Source organism: Ilumatobacter fluminis (genome assembly GCF_004364865.1).
GTDB classification, from domain to species: domain Bacteria; phylum Actinomycetota; class Acidimicrobiia; order Acidimicrobiales; family Ilumatobacteraceae; genus Ilumatobacter; species Ilumatobacter fluminis.
This window is the reverse complement of sequence record NZ_SOAU01000001.1, coordinates 1,942,013-1,964,868: the sequence shown is the minus strand read 5'-3', so window position 1 is coordinate 1,964,868 and position 22,856 is coordinate 1,942,013. Positions and strand designations below refer to the sequence as shown.

The 22,856-nt window shown below is 69.6% G+C and carries 21 protein-coding genes; 5 read left to right on the top strand and 16 right to left on the bottom strand.

Annotation, left to right across the window (positions count from 1 at the left end; translation table 11 throughout):
- From mraY to BDK89_RS08820, 11 genes are all read right to left on the bottom strand, one after another.
- Nucleotides 1-1,044 carry a phospho-N-acetylmuramoyl-pentapeptide-transferase gene (gene mraY, locus BDK89_RS08870; protein ID WP_133868608.1) on the bottom strand — a complete coding sequence of 348 codons (1,044 nt, stop codon included), beginning with the start codon at nucleotides 1,042-1,044 and terminating at the stop codon, nucleotides 1-3.
- The gene (locus tag BDK89_RS08865; RefSeq protein ID WP_133871030.1) at nucleotides 1,041-2,519 is read right to left on the bottom strand and encodes a UDP-N-acetylmuramoyl-L-alanyl-D-glutamate--2,6-diaminopimelate ligase; all 1,479 of its coding nucleotides are present in this window, start codon (nucleotides 2,517-2,519) and stop codon (nucleotides 1,041-1,043) included. Before BDK89_RS08865 ends, mraY begins: the two co-directional genes overlap by 4 nt.
- Nucleotides 2,520-2,524: 5 nt before the next feature.
- Nucleotides 2,525-4,405 carry a peptidoglycan D,D-transpeptidase FtsI family protein gene (locus BDK89_RS08860; protein ID WP_133868607.1) on the bottom strand — a complete coding sequence of 627 codons (1,881 nt, stop codon included), beginning with the start codon at nucleotides 4,403-4,405 and terminating at the stop codon, nucleotides 2,525-2,527.
- Nucleotides 4,406-4,764: 359 nt separating this feature from the next.
- Nucleotides 4,765-5,268 (bottom strand): FtsB/FtsL family cell division protein, encoded by a 504-nt coding sequence (locus BDK89_RS08855; RefSeq protein WP_133868606.1) that lies wholly within the window; start codon nucleotides 5,266-5,268, stop codon nucleotides 4,765-4,767.
- Nucleotides 5,268-6,230, bottom strand: coding sequence for a 16S rRNA (cytosine(1402)-N(4))-methyltransferase RsmH (gene rsmH, locus BDK89_RS08850; RefSeq protein ID WP_279586784.1), 963 nt, complete (start codon nucleotides 6,228-6,230; stop codon nucleotides 5,268-5,270). Before rsmH ends, BDK89_RS08855 begins: the two co-directional genes overlap by 1 nt.
- A complete protein-coding gene (locus tag BDK89_RS08845) occupies nucleotides 6,227-6,652 on the bottom strand; it encodes a division/cell wall cluster transcriptional repressor MraZ (RefSeq protein ID WP_133868604.1) in 426 nt (141 codons plus the stop codon). The genes rsmH and BDK89_RS08845 overlap by 4 nt, the downstream gene beginning before the upstream one ends.
- A gap of 223 nt (nucleotides 6,653-6,875) precedes the next feature.
- A complete protein-coding gene (locus BDK89_RS08840; RefSeq protein ID WP_133868603.1) occupies nucleotides 6,876-7,589 on the bottom strand; it encodes a lipoate--protein ligase family protein in 714 nt (237 codons plus the stop codon).
- A 37-nt stretch (nucleotides 7,590-7,626) separates the two neighbouring features.
- Nucleotides 7,627-8,967, bottom strand: a complete 1,341-nt coding sequence (locus tag BDK89_RS08835; protein ID WP_166657471.1) for a C40 family peptidase — start codon at nucleotides 8,965-8,967, stop codon at nucleotides 7,627-7,629.
- 125 nt (nucleotides 8,968-9,092) lie between these two features.
- A complete protein-coding gene (locus BDK89_RS08830; protein WP_133868601.1) occupies nucleotides 9,093-9,335 on the bottom strand; it encodes a hypothetical protein in 243 nt (80 codons plus the stop codon).
- Complete coding sequence (locus BDK89_RS08825; protein ID WP_133868600.1) at nucleotides 9,332-10,552, bottom strand: acyl-CoA dehydrogenase family protein; 1,221 nt, start codon at nucleotides 10,550-10,552, stop codon at nucleotides 9,332-9,334. The genes BDK89_RS08830 and BDK89_RS08825 overlap by 4 nt, the downstream gene beginning before the upstream one ends.
- A gap of 34 nt (nucleotides 10,553-10,586) precedes the next feature.
- Nucleotides 10,587-11,498: an ROK family protein gene (locus BDK89_RS08820; RefSeq protein WP_166657470.1), complete on the bottom strand. Its 912-nt coding sequence runs from the start codon at nucleotides 11,496-11,498 to the stop codon at nucleotides 10,587-10,589.
- A 67-nt stretch (nucleotides 11,499-11,565) separates the two neighbouring features.
- Here BDK89_RS08820 and BDK89_RS08815 point away from each other — a divergent pair, with 67 nt between their 5' ends.
- Genes BDK89_RS08815 through BDK89_RS08805 form a run of 3 tightly spaced genes read left to right on the top strand, consistent with a single transcriptional unit; the run spans nucleotide 11,566 to nucleotide 16,018 of the window.
- On the top strand, nucleotides 11,566-12,525 hold the full coding sequence (locus BDK89_RS08815) for an AAA family ATPase (protein WP_133868598.1): 960 nt from the start codon (nucleotides 11,566-11,568) through the stop codon (nucleotides 12,523-12,525).
- 11 nt (nucleotides 12,526-12,536) lie between these two features.
- The gene (locus BDK89_RS08810; protein ID WP_133868597.1) at nucleotides 12,537-13,712 is read left to right on the top strand and encodes a DUF58 domain-containing protein; all 1,176 of its coding nucleotides are present in this window, start codon (nucleotides 12,537-12,539) and stop codon (nucleotides 13,710-13,712) included.
- A complete protein-coding gene (locus BDK89_RS08805) occupies nucleotides 13,709-16,018 on the top strand; it encodes a transglutaminase TgpA family protein (RefSeq protein WP_133868596.1) in 2,310 nt (769 codons plus the stop codon). The genes BDK89_RS08810 and BDK89_RS08805 overlap by 4 nt, the downstream gene beginning before the upstream one ends.
- Before the next feature lie 98 nt (nucleotides 16,019-16,116).
- On the opposite strand, the gene BDK89_RS08800 is transcribed toward BDK89_RS08805, so the two are convergent.
- From BDK89_RS08800 to BDK89_RS08780, 5 genes are read right to left on the bottom strand one after another with little or no spacing between them, the layout of a single operon-like run.
- Nucleotides 16,117-16,440: a DUF3040 domain-containing protein gene (locus BDK89_RS08800; RefSeq protein ID WP_166657469.1), complete on the bottom strand. Its 324-nt coding sequence runs from the start codon at nucleotides 16,438-16,440 to the stop codon at nucleotides 16,117-16,119.
- A gap of 46 nt (nucleotides 16,441-16,486) precedes the next feature.
- Nucleotides 16,487-17,806 (bottom strand): DNA polymerase IV, encoded by a 1,320-nt coding sequence (gene dinB, locus BDK89_RS08795; RefSeq protein WP_133868594.1) that lies wholly within the window; start codon nucleotides 17,804-17,806, stop codon nucleotides 16,487-16,489.
- A gap of 55 nt (nucleotides 17,807-17,861) precedes the next feature.
- Nucleotides 17,862-18,398, bottom strand: a complete 537-nt coding sequence (locus BDK89_RS08790; RefSeq protein ID WP_133868593.1) for a hypothetical protein — start codon at nucleotides 18,396-18,398, stop codon at nucleotides 17,862-17,864.
- A 32-nt stretch (nucleotides 18,399-18,430) separates the two neighbouring features.
- The gene (locus tag BDK89_RS08785; protein ID WP_133868592.1) at nucleotides 18,431-19,597 is read right to left on the bottom strand and encodes an LLM class flavin-dependent oxidoreductase; all 1,167 of its coding nucleotides are present in this window, start codon (nucleotides 19,595-19,597) and stop codon (nucleotides 18,431-18,433) included.
- Nucleotides 19,598-19,617: 20 nt separating this feature from the next.
- Nucleotides 19,618-20,838 (bottom strand): acyl-CoA dehydrogenase family protein, encoded by a 1,221-nt coding sequence (locus BDK89_RS08780; RefSeq protein WP_133868591.1) that lies wholly within the window; start codon nucleotides 20,836-20,838, stop codon nucleotides 19,618-19,620.
- Nucleotides 20,839-20,911: 73 nt separating this feature from the next.
- Between BDK89_RS08780 and BDK89_RS08775 the strand changes: the two genes are divergently transcribed.
- Nucleotides 20,912-21,619, top strand: coding sequence for a ubiquinone/menaquinone biosynthesis methyltransferase (locus tag BDK89_RS08775; RefSeq protein WP_243839129.1), 708 nt, complete (start codon nucleotides 20,912-20,914; stop codon nucleotides 21,617-21,619).
- A 1-nt stretch (nucleotide 21,620) separates the two neighbouring features.
- Nucleotides 21,621-22,823, top strand: coding sequence for an isochorismate synthase (locus BDK89_RS08770; RefSeq protein WP_133868590.1), 1,203 nt, complete (start codon nucleotides 21,621-21,623; stop codon nucleotides 22,821-22,823).
- Nucleotides 22,824-22,856 lie beyond the last annotated feature (33 nt).

Genomic DNA, 22,856 nt, shown 5'->3' with positions numbered 1-22,856 from the left:
TCAGCCGACCACCCGGGTGTAGTCGGCGATGAAGATGGCGAGCGCGATGGCGACGCTGATCGCCGAGATCAGCCAGAACCGGATGATGACGGTGGTCTCGGGCCAGCCGCCGAGCTCGAAGTGGTGGTGGATCGGTGACATGCGGAACAGACGCTTCTTGCGACCCGATGCCTTGAACACGCCCATCTGGATGGCGACGGACCCGGCTTCGATCACATTGATGCCACAGATGAAGACCAGGAGCAGGTGCGTGTTGAGGGTGAGCGCCATCAGGGCGAGTGCCGCACCGATGGCGAGCGCGCCGACGTCGCCCATGAAGATCCGGGCCGGGGCGGCGTTCCACCAGAGGAAGCCGAGACAACCACCGGCGAAGGCGGCCGCCATGACACCCATGTCGAGCGGGTTGACGACCTCGGCGTAGACGTCGGGGTTGCGGAACGCCCAGTACCCGATGATCGTGAAGGCGCCGAACCCCATCAGCGCCGAGCCGCCGGCCAGGCCGTCGAGCCCGTCGGTGACGTTGACGGCGTTGGTCGTCGCCCAGATGATGATGCCGGCCCAGATCACCCAGACGAAGCCCGGCACGTCGATGCCGTCCTCGGCACGGGCGAGCGAGATCGTCTCGGAGATCCCGGTGACGCCGATGAGCGCCCAGGCGATGCCGAAGCTCATCAGCATCGTGATGTAGTTCTTCTGCTTCCAGAAGATGCCCCGGTTGTGGCGCTTGCGGACCTTGATGAAGTCGTCGAGGAAACCCATCGCACCCATGGCGAGGATGCCGACCCAGACGATCATCGCCTGGTCGGAGAACGCGAGGTCGCGGACGTGGGCGACCACCCAGCCGACGAAAGCGGCGACGACGATCGCCAGGCCGCCCATCGTGGGCGTGCCCTCCTTCGGCTTGTGCCAGTCGGGGCCCATGTCGATCTCGTCGCCGAGGATCGGCTGACCCTGCCCGCGGCGGCGGAAGTAGACGATCAGGAAGCGGGTGCCGAACAGTGAGATCAGCGTGGCGACGAAGCCGGCGATGATGACGGCGATCATGCGCTGCCCTCCTCGCTGCTGGCGGTGGTCGGATCGGGGGCGGGAGATGGCGGGATGTTCATGTCAGCGAGTAGTTCGCGCGTCACGGCGCGGTCGTCGAAGGGGTAGGCGGTGTCGCCGATCGTCTGAGTCGTCTCGTGCCCCTTGCCGGCGATGACCACGACGTCACCCGGACGGGCGGCCCGGAGCGCTGCGGCGATGCCGGCACGGCGGTCGACTTCGACGACGACTCGCTCACGGTATCGGGGTTCGATGCCGCCGACGGCCTCGTCGATGATCGCTTCCGGGTCTTCGCGTCGCGGATTGTCCGACGTCGCCACGACGAGATCGGCATGGGTGGCAGCCGCCGCACCCATCAGCGGGCGCTTCTCGCGGTCGCGGTCGCCGCCGCATCCGAAGACGCAGATGACCCGGCCCGACCCGGCGTCGCGACGCACCGCCGTCAGGAGTTCGACCAGCCCGTCGGGGGTGTGTGCGTAGTCGACGACTGCGACGAACGGCGCACCGGCGGCGGTGACCACCTCGAAGCGCCCGGGCACCGGTGGGATCGTGGCCAACCCGTGTGCTGCGGTCTCGGCGTCGATGCCGAGGAGCTCGGCGATCGCGAGCGCGCACAGCGAGTTGTAGACGTTGAAGCGACCGCCGAGCGGGACCGTGACGTCGGTCCCGCGCCAGCGGAACGAGTGGCGGCCCACGGTGACGTCGAGGTCGACCGCGTCGTCGAGCCGGTATCCGTCCATCGGGATGTCAGCGGCATCGAGCAGGAGCCGGCCGTACGGATCGTCGAGGTTGGTCACGCCGGACTCGGCGAGATCGACGGTGAACAGCGACGCCTTGGCGCGGAAGTACGCCTCCATCGACTCGTGGAGGTCGAGGTGGTCGCGGCCGAGGTTGGTGAAGCCGGCGACGTCGAAACGCACCCCGTTCACGCGGTGCAGCGCGAGTGCGTGCGACGAGACCTCCATCACGACGGCGTCGACGCCGTCGGCGACGTACCCGGCGAGGCGGCGTTGTAGGTCGGGCGCCTCCGGCGTCGTCCGGGCGCCCGAGAGGGTGCCCATCTCGCGCTCGTTCCAGCCGGCGGCGCGCATGATCGAGCCGACGAGGTGGGTCGTCGTGGTCTTGCCGTTGGTGCCGGTGACGCCGACCATCCGCAGCTTCGTGGCGGGTCGGCCGTGCACGTGCGCGGCGAGGGGTCCCATCGTGCGACGGACGTCGGTCACCACGAGCTGTGCGACGTCGAGCGGGAGGCGACGTTCGACGATCAGCAGGCTCGCGCCGGCGTCGACGGCGGCGGGCGCGAAGTCGTGTCCGTCGTGGGTGTCGCCCGGCACGCAGGCGAACGCCCACCCGGCCTCGACGTCACGGGAGTCGTGGGTGAGGTCGACCGGCACCACGGCGGTGACGTCGCCGACGGTGTCGACCACGTCTCCGGTCGGAAGCGCCTCGATCAGGCTTCGTGAGATCTCGGCCATCGTCGTCACGAACAGGCGATCATCTGGTCCTCGGGCGGCGGCTGCAGCCCCTGTTCGTGCACGATCGTCGGGGCGAGTTCGGCGAAGACCGGGGCGGCGGCGGTACCGCCGAAGCGGTTGATGTCGCCGGCGGGCGGCTCGTCGATCGAGATCAGGATCGTGATCTGTGGGTCCTCGGCCGGGAAGAACCCGACGAAGCTGGCGTAGTACACGCGCTCGCCACGTTCGTTGAGGTAAGTGCCATTGGGCTGCGACTTGAGGCCGGTACCGGTCTTGCCCGCCACGCTGAAGCTGTCGAAGCCGAGCTGGGCCCGGGTCCCGGTACCCCGGCAGACCACCTGGCGCATCATGCGCTGCATCTCCTCGGCCGTCTCGGTCGAGAGCACCTCGTGGGTCACCGACGGATCGGCGTCGGTGACGGTGCCGTCGGGGCCGACGACGCCTTGGACGAGCCGCGGCGCGACATAGGTGCCGTCGTTCGCGATCACGTTGACGGCGGTGGCGAGCTGGATCGACGTACTCGCGAGGCCCTGGCCGTAGGCGACCGTGACTCGCTCCGAACCCCACAGATCGGTCCAGTGCTTCAGGATGCCGGCCGACTCACCGGGGAAGTCGAGCGCCGTCTTCTCGCCGAGGCCGAAGGCCCGCATGTAGTCCCAGTGGGTCTCACGAGCGGCTTCCCAGTTGCCGCCGCCGAGCGATTCCTGCACGTCGATCGTGCCGATGTTCGACGACTCGACGAGGATCTGTTCGACCGTCATCAGTTCGTCGGGGTGCTGGTGCGAGTCCTTCAGGAGGTCGTCGGCGTACTGGCGGCGCCACGGCACGACGAACGTCGACTGCGAGTCGACCGAGCCCTCGTTCAGACCGGCGGCGATGGTGATGACCTTGGCGACCGAGCCCGGCTCGTACGCGTTGACGGCGGTGAAGTTGCCCGACGTCACCTCGACGACACCGTCGTCGTTCCGGTCGACCGACGCCATCGCGAGCAGGTCGCCGGTGTCGGTGTCCATGATCACGATCGTGCCGGACTTCGCCGACACCTCTTCGACCCGCTTGCGGAGCTGCTCCTCGGCCTGGAACTGGATCGAGCGGTCGATGGTGAGGATCAGGTCGTTGCCCGGGACCGGTTCGGCGATGATCTCCTCGGAACCGGCGACCGAACGCCCACCGGGTGCGACCTCCTTGCGGAGTTGGCCGGGCTGGCCCGTGAGCAGCTCGTCGTACTGGGCCTCGAGGCCGGCGATGCCCTCACCGTCGATGTTGGTGCGGCCGATGACGCTCCACCCCGTCGTACCACCGGGCAGGACGCGGATCGGCTCGGCGTCGACGTTGATGCCGTTGATCCCGAGTTCGGCGATCGCCTCGCCGGTCTGCTGGTCGACCTGTCGTTCGACGTAGACGAACCCCTTCGTCTGGGCGATCAGCTCCTGATGGAGGCTGTTGGTCTCGTCCTCGTCGAGGCCGAGTGCCCCTTGCAGCATGCTCGCCGTGGCGTCGGGGTTGGTGACGAGCTTCGGGTTGACACTGATCGAGTACCCGGGGATCGAGAGCGCGAGTTCTTCACCGTCACGATCGAAGATCGTCCCCCGGTCGGCGGGCAGTTCGCGGTCGCGCTGCCACATGTCGGCGGCGGCGACGCGGTACGACTCGCCATCGGAGCTCTGGATCCGCCCGACCCGGAACAGGACGTAGCCGAGCACGAGCACGAGCACGAGCAGCAGGAGTCGCAGGCGCATCGCGCTGCTGCCGAAGCCGAACCGGTCGGTCCGTCGCTTCGGCGCCGGCTGATCGGCGACGACGTTGCGGCGACGCTTCTTGCGAGGCTGCGGAGCCAGCGCCCGGTGGAGCCGCGACGGTGCGGTCGACGGCTCGTTGAAACGCACCTGACGCTTGCGGCGTGGCGGCGGCGCCTGACGGCTGCGGTTCGACGTCGAACGTGCCGGGTTCGAACGTGCAGGAGTCGAGCGCCCGGTGTCGGACCGGCCGGAACCCGACCGGTTCGCGTTCGAGCGGCCGGAAGCCGACCGGCTGGAGCCGGAACGGCGCGGGTCGGGCTCGGGCGAGCGATGGGTGCGTCCGGACGATCGGCGGTCGTCGGGGCGGCGTCCGTCGTCACGGCGACCGGAGGGTCGGCGATCGGAGCGGGCCGCGCCGGCGCTGCCGTCGTCGCGGACGCGTCGAGTCGCTGGTTGCACCCGTGGCGCAGCCCGACGGGTCGGGCGGGGCGGTGGCGTGCGGCGACTCACGGTGCCTCCTGGGAGACGTTCTTCACCAGTCGGAACTGGTCGAGCGGTTCGAGACGGGCGTACGAGCCGGGGTCGATCGCGTCGGCGGTCGGGAGCCGTCCGGTCTGGGCGATCGTGACGGCGAGCAGCATCGGATCGATCGGCACGAACTCGCTCTCCTCACCGGCGTGCATCCCGAGCGCCGTCGCCTCGTCGGCGAGGCGGGTCGGCGAACGCAGCACGGCGCGTTCGGCTCGCAACACGTCGAACTCCTCCTGCGCGGTCCGCATCGCGGCGTCGAGCCGGTCGATCTCGAGCTGGCGCTCGGCGATGCGGGTGTGCAGATACGTCGCACCGAGCAGGAGCCCGGTGACCAGCACCATCAGGAACATCGCGAACCACGCGAACCGTCGACGGCCGGGCACCACGCGCAGGTCGGGTCGTTGCGAGCGCGACGACTGGGGTGCAGCCCGGCCGGGCGTCGACCGGATCGACGTGAGGGAGCGGAGTGGCGATGCCATCAGTCGACCTCCTCGACCTGTCGGTCGGCGATCTTCTCGGCGACGCGAAACCGTGCGGACGTGGCACGTCGGTTGCGGGCTTGTTCGTCGGCGGTCGGTCGCTTCGGCGCCCGCACGATGCGGACGGTTTGCACCGCCCCGCACACGCACGGCAGCTCCGGCGGGCATTCGCAGCCACCGGTCTCCGCCTCACGGATGCGGTCCTTGACGATCTTGTCCTCGCCCGAGTGGTACGCCAGAACCGCGATCCGGCCGCCGACGACCAGCGAGTCGATCGCTGCGTCGATGGCGTCGGGGATCGCGTCGAGTTCGCCGTTGACCTCGATCCGGATCGCCTGGAAGGTGCGCTTGGCGGGGTGGCCGCCCGTGCGGCGGGCGGGCGCCGGGATCGCCGTGGTGACGACCTCCGCGAGGCGGGTGGTCGTCTCGATCGGGCGGGCTTCGACGATGGCAGCGGCGATCCGCTTCGCGAAGCGCTCGTCGCCGAACCGGCGGATCACGTCGGCGAGACGGCGTTCGTCGTAGCCGTTGACGACGTCGTCCGCCGACCACGGCGCATCGGTGTCCATGCGCATGTCGAGCGGGCCGTCGTTGCGGTACGAGAACCCTCGGTCGGCGCGGTCGAGCTGCGGCGACGAGACGCCGAGGTCGAACAGTGCACCCGAGAGCTCGCTCACCTCGTGCTGCGCCATGGCGGCGTCGAGTTCGTCGAATCGGCAGCGGTGGGTCATCAGTCGGTCGCCGAAGCGTTCGAGCCGAGCGGTGGCCGCGTCGAGCGCCGCCGGATCGCGGTCGAGTCCGAGGATGCGGAGATCGGCGCGCGACTCCAGCAGGGCCTCGCTGTGGCCGCCGCCGCCGAGTGTCGCGTCGACGATCACACCGGGCGGTACGTCGCGGAAGGTTTCCACGATCTCGTCTCGCATGACCGGATCGTGGTCGAAGGTCCGAGCGGCGTCACTCACGTGTCGTTCCAGACTCGGTTGGGTTCGGTGACGTCGTCTTCGTCGGTGATCGTGTCGTATCGGCTGGGTCGCCAGATCTCGAGCCGGTCGAGGGCACCGACCAGCTTCGCCTGTCCGCCGGTCTCGATGCCGGCGCGGCCGCGGTTGACCTCGTCGATGGTGATGCGACCCTGCTTGTCGATCGAGACGAGGTTGGAGTCGCGCCCCATCTTTCGGACGGCGGCCTCGGTCACCTCGCCACGGCTGTACTTGTCGAGCATCTCGGCGGCCTTGCGGTCGAAGTCGGCAACGGTGCTCACGGACACGTAGCCCTTGGGGTGGGCGGTGAGGTAGCAGCTCGAGCCGAGCCGCTCACGGAACTCGGCCGGGAGCGCGACGCGACCAGCGCCGTCGACGCTGCGGTCGAATTCACCGACGAACACGTTCGTTCCACACCTTCCTGGGCCTCGTCCCGCGCGTGCTGCCTGCTCCCGGAAGGCGGCGGGTCGCACTTCCGTGGCCCGAAGTATGACCGTCAGTGTTCACCGAAGTCAACCATTCACCCCCAATTGCCCCCAATTCTCACCGAGCATCGCCCGCTACGTGCCGTGAGCAGGGAGAATCTCACCGCGAGTGCCGAACGGCTGTTCGCGCGGAGCGCGCGAATTACACGGGTGTCGTTCGGGCCCCGGCCGGCCCGGCGATCGATTCGGCCAGCGACACCGCCAGCTCGTGCGCCGTGACGTCGGCGAGGGCTGTGTCGGCGAGGTTTGCGTCGGCGAGGGTGGCCACCTCGGCGATCGGGACGCTCGGCGTATCGACGGAGAACAGAGCCGGCATCTCACCGAGGATCGACCGTCGGTGCACCTGCCCCTGGATGCGCACCCCGTGGCGGGTGCGCCGCTGGCTGAGCCCGACGAGCTTGCGCCCCTCGACGGTGATCTCGCCGGGCCCGAGACCGGCGAAGCACACCAGGCCCGACCACGGGGTGCACTCCATGCCGCCGTCGTGCACGTCGAGCCGGTGCCGCTCGGCGCCGCGAGCGACGAGTGCCTCACGCCAGCGCTCGCCGGCCCAGATCATCGATCCACGGACGTCGTCGGGTGCCGTCCCGTGCGGCACGACCAGATCGATCCAGACGATCGCCTCGGGACGCAGCAACACCGCTCCCCCACCCGACCGGCGCCGCACGACCTCGAGACCGGCGTCGGCGACCCGGGCGAGATCGAGCAGCTCGTCGGTCTGGCGGGATCCGAGCACGATCGCCGGGCGGGTCGGTTCGCAGACCCGGACGACGGGCTCGGTGATCGTTCCGTCCGCGAACGGGTCGGTGCCGTGCAACACCTCGGCGGTGTCACGGCGCTCGTCGACCATCACCATGCCGACCACGCTACGGCCGTCGGCGGGCCGAGCCCCGTCAGCCGTCGATGTAGCGACGCACGGTCGTGATCGTGCTGGCGTCGGGCAGTGCGCTGATCCGGACACCCTTGCCCGTCCCCACGGCGTGGACCCACCGCTGACCGTCGATCGCGATACCGACGTGGTTGATCACCAGTGAGCCGTTGCGCTGCTGGAACACGAGGTCGCCGGCACGGATGCCGTCGGTGTCGAGATCGACCCGCACGCCCTGGTTGGCCTGAGCGGCGCTCCAGTGCGTCAGGTTGATGCCGACCTCGCGGTACGCCGCCAAGGTCAGCCCGGAGCAGTCGAACGAGTCGGGGCCCTTCGTGAAGAAGGCGTACTCCTTGCCGACCTGCGCCAGGGCGTACGCGACGACCGTGTCGATCCGTGACTGGGCGGCGTTCGAGACCGGCGCCGTCGAGGTCGGCGCAGGGGTCGGCGCCGCCGTGGGCGCCGAGGCACCGGCGGGCAGCTGCAGGGTCTGGCCGGGCAGGATCAACGAGTCGACGCGCATGTCGTTGACCGACAGCAGACTCGCCAGCGTCACGCCGTACGAGGCGGCGATGCCCGACAGCGAGTTGCCGGCGACGACCGTGTGAGTGGCCGACGACGTCGGGTTCGACCCTGACGTCGTCGTGGCGCTCGGGGCGACCGCAGCCGGCGTGGCGGCGGGTTCGGCGACCGTCGCTCCGGCCGGCAGCTTGAGGAGGCGGCCGGGGTGGATCACGCTCGTGATCTGGAGACCGTTGACCGTCAACAGGTCGGCGAGGCGCACGTCGTGACGCGACGCGATCTGCGAGAGCGAATCGCCCGACTGGACCTTGTACGTCGCCGTGCCCGCCGAGGCCGAACCCGACGAGCCGCTCGAGGCGTTGTTCGACGAGTTGCCGGTCGAGCCGCTCGACGAGCCACCGCCCGGGATCGTGAGGCGCTGGCCCGGCAGGATGAGGCTCGAGATCTGAAGGTCGTTCGCGGTGAGCAGGGCGGCCAGCGTGACGCCGTGCTTCGAGGCGATCCGCGACAGCGAGTCGCCGGCGACGATCGTGTACGTGCCGTTCGACGACGTGGTCGTGCCGCCGCCCGACGAGCCGCCCGAGTTCGTCGCTGACGGGGCCGGGGTCACGCCGCCCGGGATCGTGAGGCGCTGGCCGGGCAGGATCACGCTGGTGATCTCGAGCCCGTTGGCCGACATGAGCTGGTTGACCGAGACGCCCTGGTCGTAGGCGATGCCGTAGATCGAGTCGCCCGACCGGACGACGTAGGTGTCGCCGGCCGCAGCGGCCGAGTCGGTGAAGGCGAAGGTGGATGCGGTCAGAAAGGCGACGCTGGCGGCAAGAAACCGTCGTGATGCGAACATGCCGGATCTTTCGTCCCATTGCATGAGCGCCTTGAGCAAAAATTGTTCGAAAACCTCACGCCGTCGTGATCTGCGGCGACTTCGCGCGATGAGCGCGATTCAGCGGCTTCCGATGCGGTCGTTCGTCAAGCGGCCCGGTCCCACTCACGACACCACTCCAGATAGGCGATGGTGTCGGACGGATCGGGACGGGCGTCGGGATCGCCGTACTGCGTCGTCAGCCGGAAACGGAGGTAGTCGCCCGACGGGACGGGCAGGAACGGCCGGTGCTTCCACCAACCGGGCGGCGCGGTGCGACGTGCCTGACGGGCAGCGGTCGTCCAGAGATCGGGTCGCCGGACGACCGCCAGCACCGTCGAGAAGGTCACTTCGGACGAGGCTCCTTGGGCAGGCCGAGCACCATCTCGCCGATGATGTTGCGCTGGATCTCGGACGACCCGGCGTAGATCGTGCCGGCGCGGGCGTTGAGGAACGTGTTCACCCACGATCCGGTCGAGTTCGCTGCGCCCGCGTCGTCGGCACCGAACGCCGACGAGGGCTCCCGCCCGTCGACGACCATCGCCTCGGCGCCGTAGATGTCGACGGCGAGCTCGGTGACGATGCGGTGGTACTCGCTCCAGAACAGCTTGCCGATCGCGGCGTCGGGGCCGGGGTGATGGCCCTGGAGGAACTGGGTGAGGACGCGCATGCCGTTGTAGCGCATGATCTGGACCTGCGAGTAGGCCCACGCGAGCTTCTGGCGGATCACGGGGTCGTCGGCGACGCCGCGTTCCTTGGCGAGGATGAACAGTCGATCAACTTCGGCCTGGAACCGGATCGGCTGGGTGGCCGCGGCCTCGCCGCGCTCGTACCCGAGCAGCGCCATGGCGACGCGCCATCCGTCGTTGACCCCGCCGACGACGTGGTCCTTCGGCGTGACGGCGTCGGTGTAGAAGACCTCGTTGAACTCGGACTCGCCCGAGATCATCCTGATCGGGCGCACCTCGATGCCCGGCTGACGCATGTCGACCAGGAGGAACGAGATGCCCTTGTGCTTCGGCGCGTCGGGGTCGGTGCGGGCGACGGTGAAGATGTGATCGGCGAGGTGGCCGGCCGACGTCCAGATCTTCTGGCCGTTGAGCACCCACTGGTCGCCGTCGAGGACGGCACGCAGACCGACGTTGCCGAGGTCGGAACCGGCGTTGGGCTCGGAGTAGCCCTGGCACCAGGTGTCCTCACCGGAGAGGATGCGCGGCAAGTAGTACTGCTTCTGCTCCTCGCTGCCCATCATGAGCAGCGTGTTGCCGAGCATCTGGATGCCGAACCCATCGTTCGGTCCGCCGGTCGGCACGCCGGCTTTGGCGAACTCCTCGGCGAGGATCACCTGCTCGAGCGCCGTGAGCCCGGCGCCGCCGTACTCGGCCGGCCAGCCCGGGGCGAGGTAGTTGGCCTCGTAGAGGGTGCCGCGCCACTCGGTGACGAACTCGGTGAGCGCATCGCCCTCGAGGGTGCCCATGCCGCCCCAGTTGGACGGCAGCTTCTCGGCGAGGAAGGCCTGCACTTTCTGGCGGTAGGCCTCGGCGTCTGCGGAATAGGTCGGCTGCATGCCGATCACGCTACTCCTCGGTCGGCGCGCGGTTTCAGTCCGGAGCGACCGCGTCGACGCTGTGCTGCGCCAGTGCGACCGCGGCCGCGGCGATGAGCGGACCGACCTGCCGCGAGCTCACCCCGCGCACCCGCACCGATTCGAGGTGCGGCAAGCAGCTGCGCACCTCGAACTCCTTGGCGAGGGCGTCGAACATCGGCGGACCGAGCACCTCGGGGACGACGCCGCCGATGACGATCTCCGACACGTCGAGCATGGCGGCGAGCGACGCGCAGGCGCGGGCGAGCATCGTGCCGACGTTGTCGATCCGGGCCGGCGGCGTGCGCCGTAACTCGCGTCCGGTGGACGCCTCGATCGCACGGACGCTCGCGTAGGCGGCGAGGCAGCCGGCCGCACCGCAGACGCATTCGGCGCCGTCGGGTTCGACGACCAGATGGCCGAACTGTCCGAGGTTGTCGGTGAGGCCCTCGAGGACGCGACCGCCGCTCACGAGTGCGCCGTCGACCTCGTCGCCGACCGACAGGGTCGCGAAGTTCTGGTCGGCGAACGGGACCCCGGCGAACTCACCTCGCCAGAGCTCGGCCCGGGCGAGACCGCGTCCGGCGGTGTCGATGTACACGGGCAGGTCGGTGATGGCCGACAGTTCGCGGCGCAGCGGGAAGTCGTGCCACGTCGGCATGCCGACGGGCTTCATCGACCCGGTGCCGTGATCGATCGGCCCCGGGCACGTCAGTCCGACGGCGATCGGGGTGACGTCGGACGGCTTCGCCGCCAGGACACGCTTGACGAGTTGGGTGAGCGCCGGCCACACGTTGCGCGACGGTGTCGCGATGCGATCTCGGAGGACGACGTCGCCGCGCTCGTCGACGACGCCGCACGTGAGACGCGACGGACCGAGGTCGATCGCCAGGAATCCGGCGTCGGTCGCATCGGCGGGTTCGGTCACGGCGGGCAACGGTAGCGCCGACGGGCCGAACGACACGGACTCCGGCCAGGGTCTAGCCTGACGCCCCGTGAGCGACTCCACCGTCCCTGCGCCCACGTTCGCCGATCTGTTCGAGGCGATCGTCGACAACATCTCGACCGTGGTCCACGGCAAGCGGGAGGCGATCGAGTTCGCTCTGATCGCGTTGCTCGGCGAGGGCCACCTGTTGATCGAGGACGTGCCCGGCGTCGGCAAGACGAGTCTGGCCAAGGCGCTCGCCAGCTCGATCGACTGCACGTGGAAGCGAGTGCAGTTCACCCCCGACCTGTTGCCGGCCGACCTCGTCGGCGTCAGCGTGTACGAGCGCTCGACCGAGCAGTTCCGATTCACGCCCGGTCCGATCTTCGCCAACATCGTCCTCGCCGACGAGATCAACCGTGCCTCGCCCAAGACCCAGTCGGCGCTGCTCGAGGCGATGGAAGAACGTCAGGTGTCGGCCGACGGCACGACCCACCGGCTCGACCCACCGTTCATGGTGATCGCGACGCAGAACCCGGTCGAGCAGGAAGGCACCTACCGGCTGCCCGAGAGCCAGCTCGACCGCTTCCTCCTCCGCATCTCGCTCGGCTACCCCGGTCGCACGGCCGAGATGGCGATCCTCGACGGACAGGGCTCGATCGACGCGCTCCACAAGATGGAACCGGTCGTGTCGTCCGACGAGGTGATGCAGATGATCGACGCCGTCAAGCAGGTGTACCTCGCGCCGGCGCTCAAGTCGTATCTGATCGATCTCGCCGAGGCGAGCCGGCGCCACTCGTCGATCGAGTTGGGGTTGTCGCCCCGTGCGACGCTGCAGCTGGCGGCCGCCGTTCGCGGCCACGCTGCGGCGCGAGGGCGCGACTACGGCACCCCCGACGACGTCAAGGCTGTCGCCCGTTCCGTGCTCGCCCACCGCATCCTCCTGCGCTCGGGGAGCAATGCACGCACCTCGGCCGAAGAGGCGATCGACGAGCTCCTGGCCGACGTCGCCGTCCCGGCGGCGGGCTGACGGCGGGGCAGATGCCCACTCGTCAGGGCTGGACCATCGCCGTTTCGGCGGTCGTGGCCATCGTCGTCGGACGCGTCTTCGGCATCCTCGAGTTGTTCGTGATCGGCGCCGCGCTCGCGGTCGCCGTCGTCCTGGCGGTGCTCGTCGTGCAGCTGTTCCGCCCCCGAGTCCACGTCCACCGCTGGGTGCACCCCTCGATGCTGACCGTCGGTGACGCCGGGCGGGTCGACCTGACGATCGAGAACCGTGGCTCGGTCCGGTCGCCGCGCGTGTCGCTCGTCGAGCCGGTCGGCACCGCCAGTTCGGCACGGCTCACGATCGCCACCCTCGGCGCCGGGCAGCACGTCGACGCCGGCTATCGCGTGCCGGCGCAGCGACGCGGCGTGCTCACGATCGGCCCCACCACCCTCGAGCGGTACGACCTGCTCGGGCTGGCCGGCGGCACGACGATCGCAGCCCCGGCCACCGAGGTGACCGTGGCGCCGCAGACGATCGAGGTCGCCATGCCGTCGCTCGGCCACGGTGTGCTCGGGCGCCACCTCCTCGCGCTCGCACAGCGAACCGGCGTCGGTGAGTTCCACAGCTTGCGCGACTACGTGCCCGGCGACGAGCCGAGGTCGATCCACTGGCGGGCGTCGGCGCGGTCCGAGGATCTGAAGGTGCGACAGCACGAGGCGCAGGGTGTTCGGCGCTGCATCGTGATCCTCGACCGGGAGGCCGCCTCCTACCCGGCTCCTGTCGACGACGCCGCGGCCGACGTGTTCGAGCGGGCGGTCACGATCTCGGCGAGCATCGCACTCAGTGCCGAACGGGCCGGGCTGACCACCCGCTTCGTCACCGGCGGCGACATCGACCTCCGGGGTCCCGATGTAGCGACCCACGCGCTCGAACGGCTCGCACGCCTCGAGCCGGGTCCTGCGATCGACGACGTCGAGCGCGACCCCGGCGAGGGGCTCGGGCTCGTGGTGATCGTCACCTCCTCGCCCGATCGTCCCGCGTGGCGCCAGACCGACCGGAGCACCGACCCGACACTCACTCGGATCGGCATCTTCACCGGGTCGGGCGGCGACGGCGGCAGTCGGCTCACGGTCGACGCGTCGACGCTCGAGTCGTTCCGCGAACAGTGGAACCGCCTGGCCGGGACGCGCGGCCTCACCCACGAACTCCACACGGCGGCATCGGCATGAGTCGCCCCTCGACCTCGTTGACGAAGGACGCCCTCGCCACGGTCGCCCTGTGCGGGTACACGATCGCCGTCGCGGTCGGCTTCGCCCGGGTCTTTTCCGGGTGGGCGTTCCTGTCCGACTTCGTCCTGCTCGCCGTCGTCGGCCACGGCTTCTCGTTCGGGCTCCGGCGAGCCGGCGTGAGCGGCTGGCTGGCGATCCCGGCACAGGCACTCGTGCTGGTGTGGCTGCTCGGCGTCGTCTACTACCGCGACACGCTGAACCTGCTGATCCCGGGTGGCACGACCTGGGATGCCGTTCAGAACCAGCTGTCGCTCGTCCGAGACCAGTTCCCCACGGCGGTGGCGCCGGTGCTGTACGACGTCGTCGGCTGGGCGTCGCTGTCGGCGCTGTCGCTCGTGCTCGTCATCTCGATGTCGGATGCCTTCGCGTTCCGCGCCCAGGCGAGGGGCGAAGCACTCGTGCCCGGCGGCGTGCTGTTCGTCTTCATCGCCGCTCTCGGCGACGACCGGTTGCGTATCGCGTCGACGGCGCTCCTGGTGGGCACCGGCGTGCTCGCCGTGATCGCGCTCCGACAGCTCCACGACCGTGATCGGGCGACCGTGCTGTCGGCGCGCCGGAGTGCCACGTCGCTCGCCGCGCCGGTGGCACTCGCCTCGGCGCTCGTCATCGCACTGCTCGCCGGCGCGATCGGCCCACGACTCCCCGGTGCCGGTGAGGAGCCGCTCTACGAGACGAAGGGACGGTCGGGCACCAACCTGATCGACAACCCGCTCGTCGACATCCGGAGTCGGCTGACCAACCTCGGCAACGTCGAACTGTTCCGGGTGAACGCCGACGAGGAGGCGTACTGGCGCCTGATCACCCTGGCCGCGTTCGACGGTCAGCGGTTCACGCTGCCGCCGAGCGATCTCGACCCGGTCGACGCTCCGACGAGCGGGGACGGCACCCGCATCCGCCAGCAGATCCAGATCCTCGCCCTCGAGGGCGACGTGGTGCCCGCAGCCGCCGACCCGGTGCAGGCCTCCGGCGTGTCCGACGGCAAACAGCTGCGGCTGCGCCAGCAGGACGATTCGAGCACCTTGCTGTCGCCACAGGATTTCGAGCCCGGCGACCTGTTCGACATCGTCTCCGTCGCCCCCGACGCCGATCCCGAGACGTTGGCGAGTGCCGGTGTCGCAGCGGTGCCCGACGAGATCTATCTCGAACTGCCCGACAACCTCCCCGACGTGTTGTTCGAGGAGACCGAACGGCTGACCGCCGGGATCACGTCGCCGTACGAGCAGGCGCTCGCCCTGCAGTCGTGGTTCCGTGATCCGACCCAGTTCACGTACAGCCTCGAGGTGCAGTCGGGTCACGATGCCAATGCGATCGAGAGCTTCTTCGAGGTCCGCGCCGGCTACTGCGAGCAGTTCGCCGCCACCTTCGCGGCGATGGCACGCGTCGCCGGGATCCCGTCGCGGGTCGCCGTCGGATACACCCCCGGCACGCAGGAGGAGCCGGGATGGTTCACCGTGATCGGCAAGAACGCCCACGCCTGGCCCGAGCTGTGGTTCGACGGCATCGGCTGGGTCGCCTTCGAACCGACACCGGGTCGTGGCGCACCCGGCGCCGAGTCGTACACGGGCGTGCCGGCGCAGCAGGACGAGTCGGGAACCGGCGGCGGTGACGGCTCCGGTGCCGATCCGCTGCCGGGCCCCACGCCGACTGCTCCGCCGACCGTCGTGCAGAACGACTCCCCCGCCGTGACCACCACCACGATCCCCGGCGACGCCGTGCCCGACACGCCGGCCGACGCCGGCATCCCGTCCGACCCCGACCCCAACATCGAACCGGTCCCGGTCGGTAGCGGTGACGACGACGGGAGCGGCGGATTCCCGTGGACTCCGATCGTCGTGATCTCGCTGGTGGTTCTGGTGATCGCAGCACCGGCGATCATCCGACGGCTGCTGCGCTTGCGGTCACGGGTGCACGGACCCCGCGACCAGATCGCGGCGGCCTGGCAACGGGCGTGCGCTGCCGCCTCCGATGTCGGCGTCGTCGGGTCGCCGGCGATGACGGCGACCGAATGGGCGACGGCGACGGCTGCGGTGATGCCGGTTGCCGCCAGGCCGATGGCCTCGCTCGCCGAAGTGGTCGATCTCGTGTCGTTCGCCCGACCGGACGAACTCGACGTCGAGCGGCGCGGCACGTTCGGCGACTCGATCGCCGACGACTGCGAGCTCTGGGCCACCCAGATCGACAAGATCACGACCGACACGATGACGGCGACGCAGCGCGTCGAGCGCTACTTCACGGCGTACCGCTGACGCTCGGTCGCAGCGCGGCCGAGCGGTGTCGAGGGCGACCGCGGACCATCGAGATCGACGGCGGGGGACACGATGCCGCAGAGCGGCGACGGGGAGGTTCAGTCCTGGCGGCGTTGCTCTCGGGCCGAACCCGTGAGCCAGGCGTTGATCGGTAGCTGGCCGATCTTGTCGCGTCCGACGACTCGAACCTCTTGTTCGAGCATGATCGCGATCACCAGAACGGCGATGAAGCCACCGAAGGCGAGCCAGAAGTGGAGTGCCAGGCCGAGGATGGTGAGCACCAGTCCGACGACCAGTGCCACCGAGAGTCCGATCAGGCGACGACGCGAGACGCGGTGGACGCGCTGCTGGAACGTCGGGTCGGATTGCAGATCGAGCTCGATCTGACGGAGGATCCGTTGCTCGTCTTCGGACAGTGGCACGGCATCATCATCGCAGGTTTCTGCCGCAGTCTCAACGCGACCGGGCTCAATTCGGGTCGTTCGTCCCGTCGGTGTCGCCCGAACGGGTGGGTCCGGGCTCCGAACCGGGTTGTTGGTCGGGTCCCCACTGCTGCGCGCCACGCCGGACGACCCTGAGTTTGTCGCCGCTGATCGAGCTCGCCGGGCCGATCGCGGCCGCCCCGAACTTCTCCCGGATCTCGTCGATCGCCGCCGACGACCGCTGCACGTCGGGGGCCGGTTCGGGCGCCATCGCGCTGAACAGGTCGAGCTGTTCCGACCGACCACCGAAGTTGCTGCCCGACACCCCCAACAGGCGGACGCCCGCTGAGACGTCGAGTGCGTGGAGCAGGGGTTTCACGGCGGCGACGATCTCCGGAGCGGTGTCGATGCCGGCGGGCAGGGTGACCGAGCGGGTGACGGTGCGGAATCCGGCGAACCGGACCTTGAGGGTGAGGGTCTTGGCGCCGTTGCCGAACTTGCGGAGCCGACCGGCGACCGCGTCGGAGAGCCGGACCAGTTCACGGTCGAGGTCGTCGAGCTCGTACAGGTCGTGTGGGTAGGTCTCTTCGTGCCCGATCGACTTCGGGTCGCGTTCGACCTCGACGGGTCGGCTGTCGAGGCCTTGCGACAGGGCGAGGAGGTGGTGACCGCTCGCCGGGCCGAGGGCCGACACGAGGGTCGATTCCGGCAGGGCAGCCAGATCGCCGATCGTTCGGACGCCGATCCGGTCGAGTTTCTCGTACGTCTTCGGCCCGACGCCCCACAGTCGGCGGACCGACAGGGGGTGCAGGAACGAGGTCTCCTCCCCGGGCCGCACCTCGACGACGCCGGCGCCGGGTTCGATCCCTTCCGGCTTGGCGCGGGGTTTGGCCTCGACGGACGCCATCTTGGCGAGGAACTTGTTCGGGGCGACGCCGACGGAGCAGGTCAGGTCGAGTTCGCGGTGGACGTCGTCGCGGATCCGCTGCGCGATCGCCACGCCTTCGCCGAACAGCCGGATCGCGCCGCTCACGTCGAGGAACGCCTCGTCGAGCGACAGCGGTTCGATCAACGGCGTGTACCGGCCGAAGATCTCGTGCACCTGGCCCGACACCTCGGCGTACAACTCGTGGTCGCCCGGCAGGAACACGGCATGGGGGCAGCGTCGACGAGCGATCGCCGACGGCAGCGCCGAGTGGACCCCGTACCGACGGGCCTCATACGACGCCGCAGCAACGACCCCCCGGTTCCCCGTCCCGCCCACCACGACCGGCTGCCCCCGCAGTTCGGGCCGCCGCCGCAACTCCACCGACACGAAGAACGCGTCCATGTCGACGTGGAGGATGGTTCGGTGCGGCGGGGCCACATGGCCACGCTACGCCGTCGGACCGGCGGGCGCCCGCTGGTTCGGAACGGTCGGTTCAGGTCGAGGCAGCGGCGAACAGGTCGCTCAGGGGTGGGGTGTCGGGGAGCTGGAACAGGAACCAGCGCTTGCCGCCGATCTTGGCCTCGGCGTGGGGGCCTTCGAGTACTCGCAATGCGGGCGGCGCGCCGCCGGGCAACTTGTCGACGAAGGTCGCAGCGGCGAGTTCGGACGCCGGCACCGACATGTTCGACTTGTGCCGGACCGCATCACGGCCCTGTTCGTCGAAGAGCGCGACGTTGGTCTCGATCTCCTTGCGGTACTTGGCCAGGATCTTTTCGCCGGCAACCTCGCCGAGCTTCGAGCCCATCCCGATCTGCAGATCGAGTCGGGCGTACGAGCGCTCGAGTGGGTTGTTCGGGTTCACCCCGTTCGCCGCCATGCCGAGCGAGAGGTAGTCGGGGCTCCAGTGCGCACCACCTGGCCCGACCCGGGTGAAGTGGGCGGTGTCACCCTCGATCTCCACCACATACGTCTGGGCCATGCTCGTCATGCCCTTCTTCCAGCCCACGAGGACCGTCCGCATATCCGCCATGTCACATTCCTTTCCGCCGCAGCCGATGCCGCTCACCGACTGCGATAACAGTGTGACACAGCGGTCGGCCGCGACCGAAGACGCCGGCGTGGCAGGCTCGCGTCGTGCAGGTCGACACGCGTTCCCGGTTGTTCGTGGTGTGGGTCGCCGTGACCGGTGCGGTCGTGGTCGGCATGATCGCCCGCGCCCGGGGCGACGCGATGAACGCCTGGTACGCCGGCTTCATGGTCCTCGCCGCCATCGGCGGCGCCGTGCTCGGCCAGACCATCCGCTCCCGCCGCTGAACGCGTCGAGTCAGGCAAGGAGCCGCGCGACCGCGGCCAGGTTCCGGACCGTCTCGAGGTCGGGTCGCTCGCTCCCATGGTGCGGGTGACGATCTGGTCGACACCGCGTTCGGCCCACACCGCCAGCGACTCGGCGACCTGGTCGGGGGTACCGCAGTCGATCTGGTTGCGCTGCTGACCCCGGTAGCCGAGTTCGATCAGGCCGCTCCCCAACCGTTCGGCCTCGTCGCCATCGGCGAGCACCATGACGTCGCGACGCATGTGGATGCGGGGTTCGGTGCCGTACTCGGCACACGCCTCCCGGTAGACGGCCGCGTGTTCGTCGAACACCGCCGAGTCGGCCGACGGGAACGCGTACCACGCGGCCCCGAACCTGGCGGCACGACGCAGCCCGGCGGGGTTGGCGGTTCCCATCCACCACTCGATCGGTCGTTCGGGGACGAGGCCGATCGACACGTCGGTGAAGCCGAACCGCTCGCTCGACACCGTCTCCCCCGCCAGCAACGCCTGCACGACGCGGACGCCCTCCTCGAACACCGACACCCGGTGCTCCGTCGACGCACCCAGTGCTGCAAACTGGTGCGGCGACCCGCCGATGCCGGTCTGCACCACGAACGGTCCGTCGTGGAGCGCCGCCAGCGTGCCCACCTGCTCGGCAACGAGCACGGGCGACCACATCGGCAGGAGGAACAGGCAGCCGGCCGGTCGACCGGTCGACGACCACTCGGCCAGCAGTCGTCCGAGCGCGGGTGTGTTCTGGAAGTAGCCGGCACCCGCCCCGACGAGGTGCTGGTCGCCGAGTGACAGCGTGGCGAGCCCACCGTCGGCGGCGGCCCGCGCCATGGCGACCAGATGGCGCGCCGCGCCGGCGCCGGGACGGGCGGTGAACGAGGCGAGCGAAATGCCGAGTTCCATCACGCCATCATCGCGTCATGTCAGAGCGGCAGGTTGCCGGTCGCCTTCTTGGTGGTGCCGTCGTCGTTGAAGGCGGCGATCGTGCGCTGGGCGATGCGCATCTGGTGGATCTCGTCGGCGCCGTCGGCGAAGCGGGCCCAGCGGGCCTGCTGCAGCATGCCGGCGAGCGGGGTGTCGGTCGAGTAGCCGAGTGCGCCGTGCACCTGGATCGCCCGGTCGATGATCCGCCACAGGCTGTTGGCGACGAAGTGCTTCGCCATCGACACGACGGCGGTGAAGTCCATGCCGTGCTCGATCTGGTACGCGGCGTGCAGCACCATCAGCTTGCACTGGTACAGCTCGACGGCCGAGTCGCTGATCAGCCACTGGATGCCTTGCTTCTCGGCGAGGATCGAGCCGTGGCTGTAGCGCTCCATGGCCCGCTCGACCATCATGTCGAGAGCGATCTCGGCCTGGCCGATCCAGCGCATGCAGTGGGCGAGTCGGGCGGGTCCGAGCCGGTACTGGCCGAGCAGGTGTCCCTGACCGCGTCCGCCGAGCATGTTCTCGGCCGGCACCCGGAGGTCTTCGATGAGGATCTCGCAGTGGTTGTGTCCGCCCGACATGGTGTGGACGTCGCGGACGACGTTCCAGCCCTCCGACGGCAGATCGACGATGAAGCACGAGTTCGCGGCTTGCGGGATGTCGGGGTCTTCCTCGGTGCGGGCGACGAGCATCGCGAACTTGGCGCCGCGGGCACCGGAGATGAACCACTTGTGTCCGTTGATGACCCACTCGTCGCCGTCCTGGTAGGCGAAGGTCTTGATCAGGGTCGGATCGGAACCGGCGACCTCGGGTTCGGTCATGGCGAAGCACGAGCGGGCGGTTCCGTTGCACAGCGGCTTGAGGTACTTCTCCTTCTGCTCGTCGGTGCCCCAGTGCAGGAGGGTGTGCTGGTTGCCTTCGTCGGGGGCCTGGGCGTTGATGACGAACGGGCCGATCCCGACCTTCGACGCTTCGGCGCTGACGGCGGCCATGGCGGTGGGCCCGAGCCCCATCCCGCCCCATTCGGGCGGCATGTGGGGCAGCCACAGGCCCCAGTCGTCGTGGGCCTCCTTGCGGAGTTCGACGATCGTCTTGACGACCTCGTCGCGGTTGTCCTGATCGATCGCCTCCCACGCCGGCCGGACCCGGGTGTCCATGAACTCGCGGACCTTCAGCCGGACCTCTTCGACCTCGGGTGGGAACGTGAAATCGATCATCCGTCGAGTCTGACGACCGAGTGAGACAGCGGACGAACCGTGCTCGGTCGGGCGCTCGGTAGCCTCGGGAGACGTGACCGAACCTGCTTCGTGGGACACCGAGACCCTGCCCGAGGGCGACGAGAAGAAGGCGGCGGTGCGCGACATGTTCGATGCCATCGCCCCGCGCTACGACCTCGTCAACCGGATCATGACGTTCCGGCTCGACGTGCGTTGGCGCCGCAAGACCGTCCGCGACCTCGCCCTGCCCGCCGGTGCGACCGTGCTCGACCTGGCGTCGGGCACCGGCGATCTGTGCATCGACCTGCGCGATGCAGGGCTCGTGCCGATCTCGGTCGACCTGTCGTACGGCATGCTCGCTGCCGACCGGTCGGGTGCCCCGCGCATGCAGGCCGACATCTTGAACCTGCCGGTTCCCGACGCCTCGGTCGACGGGGTGATCTGTGGTTTCGCATTGCGCAACCTGGTCGACCTCGGCGCCTTCTTCGACGAGCTGGCTCGCGTCGTCCGACCTGGTGGCCGCATCGCCCTGCTCGACGTCGGCGTGCCGCGCAACAAGGTGCTGAAGTTCGGCAACGACATCTACTTCGGCAAGGTCGTGCCGAAGATCGGCGCCGCACTGTCGAACGGACCGGCGTACCGCTACCTCCCCAAGAGCGTGGCGTACCTGCCCGAACCCGACGAGATGGTGGCGATGCTGCAACGCTCGGGTTTCGCCGACGCGAAGCACGCACTGTTGTCGGGTGGCCTCACCCAGCAGCTGACCGGCACCCGGAACTGACGTGCGCGCCGTTTCGCGCCCGCTCGCCGAGGTGGTCGACCGGCCGGTCGACCTCAACGACGTGGCCCGAGGTGACGGCTACCTGTTCGTGCGGGACGGCGTCGGCTTCGCCGGTCGTGGCGTCGCAGCTCGCGTGCCCGCCGACGAGGCGGTCGAGTTCCTCGCCGCCGTCGAGCACGACGACCGGGCCGGTGGCGTCAACGGGCCGATCGCGCTGGGTGCACTCCCCTTCCGACCGGGCGCCGACGCCGAACTGATCGTCCCGGCCGTCGTCGTCGGCAAGGATGCCGACGGTCGCCAATGGATCACCGAGATCGACGACGACGACGTTCGGGATGCCGGACCGCTCCTGCCCGAGGTCGAGCCCGAGCCGACGTCAGCGAGTTGGACGATCGAGCCGCTCGTCGACACCGACCGCTATCTCGCTGCCGTCGCCGCCGCTCGCGACGCCGTACGCGCCGGCACGCTGCAGAAGGCCGTCATCGCTCGCCCCATCGAGGTTCGTGCCGATCGGCCGATCGACGTGCACACCGTCCTCCGCCGGTTGAAGGCGACGTTCGGTTCGAGCCACCGGTTCTCGATCGACGGGTTCATCGGGGCGTCGCCCGAGTTGCTCGTCGCGGTCGACGGAGGCGTCGTCAGCTCGTTCCCGCTCGCCGGCACCACTCGCACGACCGGCGACGACGAACTCGACGCGAAGCTGGCCGCCGAGTTGCACGCCAGCGAGAAGAACCGGATCGAGCACGCCGCTGCGATCGAGATGGTGCGCGACACCCTGCTCCCGTTCTGCAGCTACCTCGACTGGGCGCCCGAGCCCGAGATCGTCAAGGTCGCCAACGTGCAGCACCTCGGCTCACGCGCCGAGGGCATGCTGTCGAAGCCGCACGCCACCGTGATCGAGTTGGTGCGTGCGCTCCAGCCCACACCGGCCGTGGGGGGTCACCCGAGGGAGGCCGCGATCGAGCTCATCGAACAGGTGGAAGGGTTCGAGCGTGGCGTGTACGGCGGAACCGTCGGCTGGTGCGACGCCAACGGCGACGGCCGCTGGGCGGTATCGCTGCGCTGCGCCGAGCTGTCCGACGATCGCCGGTCGGCGCGCCTCGTCGCCGGCGGCGGCATCGTCGCCGACAGCGATCCGCTGAGCGAACTCGCCGAGACCCAAGCCAAGTTCCAGGCGATGCTCAGCGCCCTCATCCGCCCCTGACGGGCGAGAACTCGCCGGCGGCGAAGCGGCGGA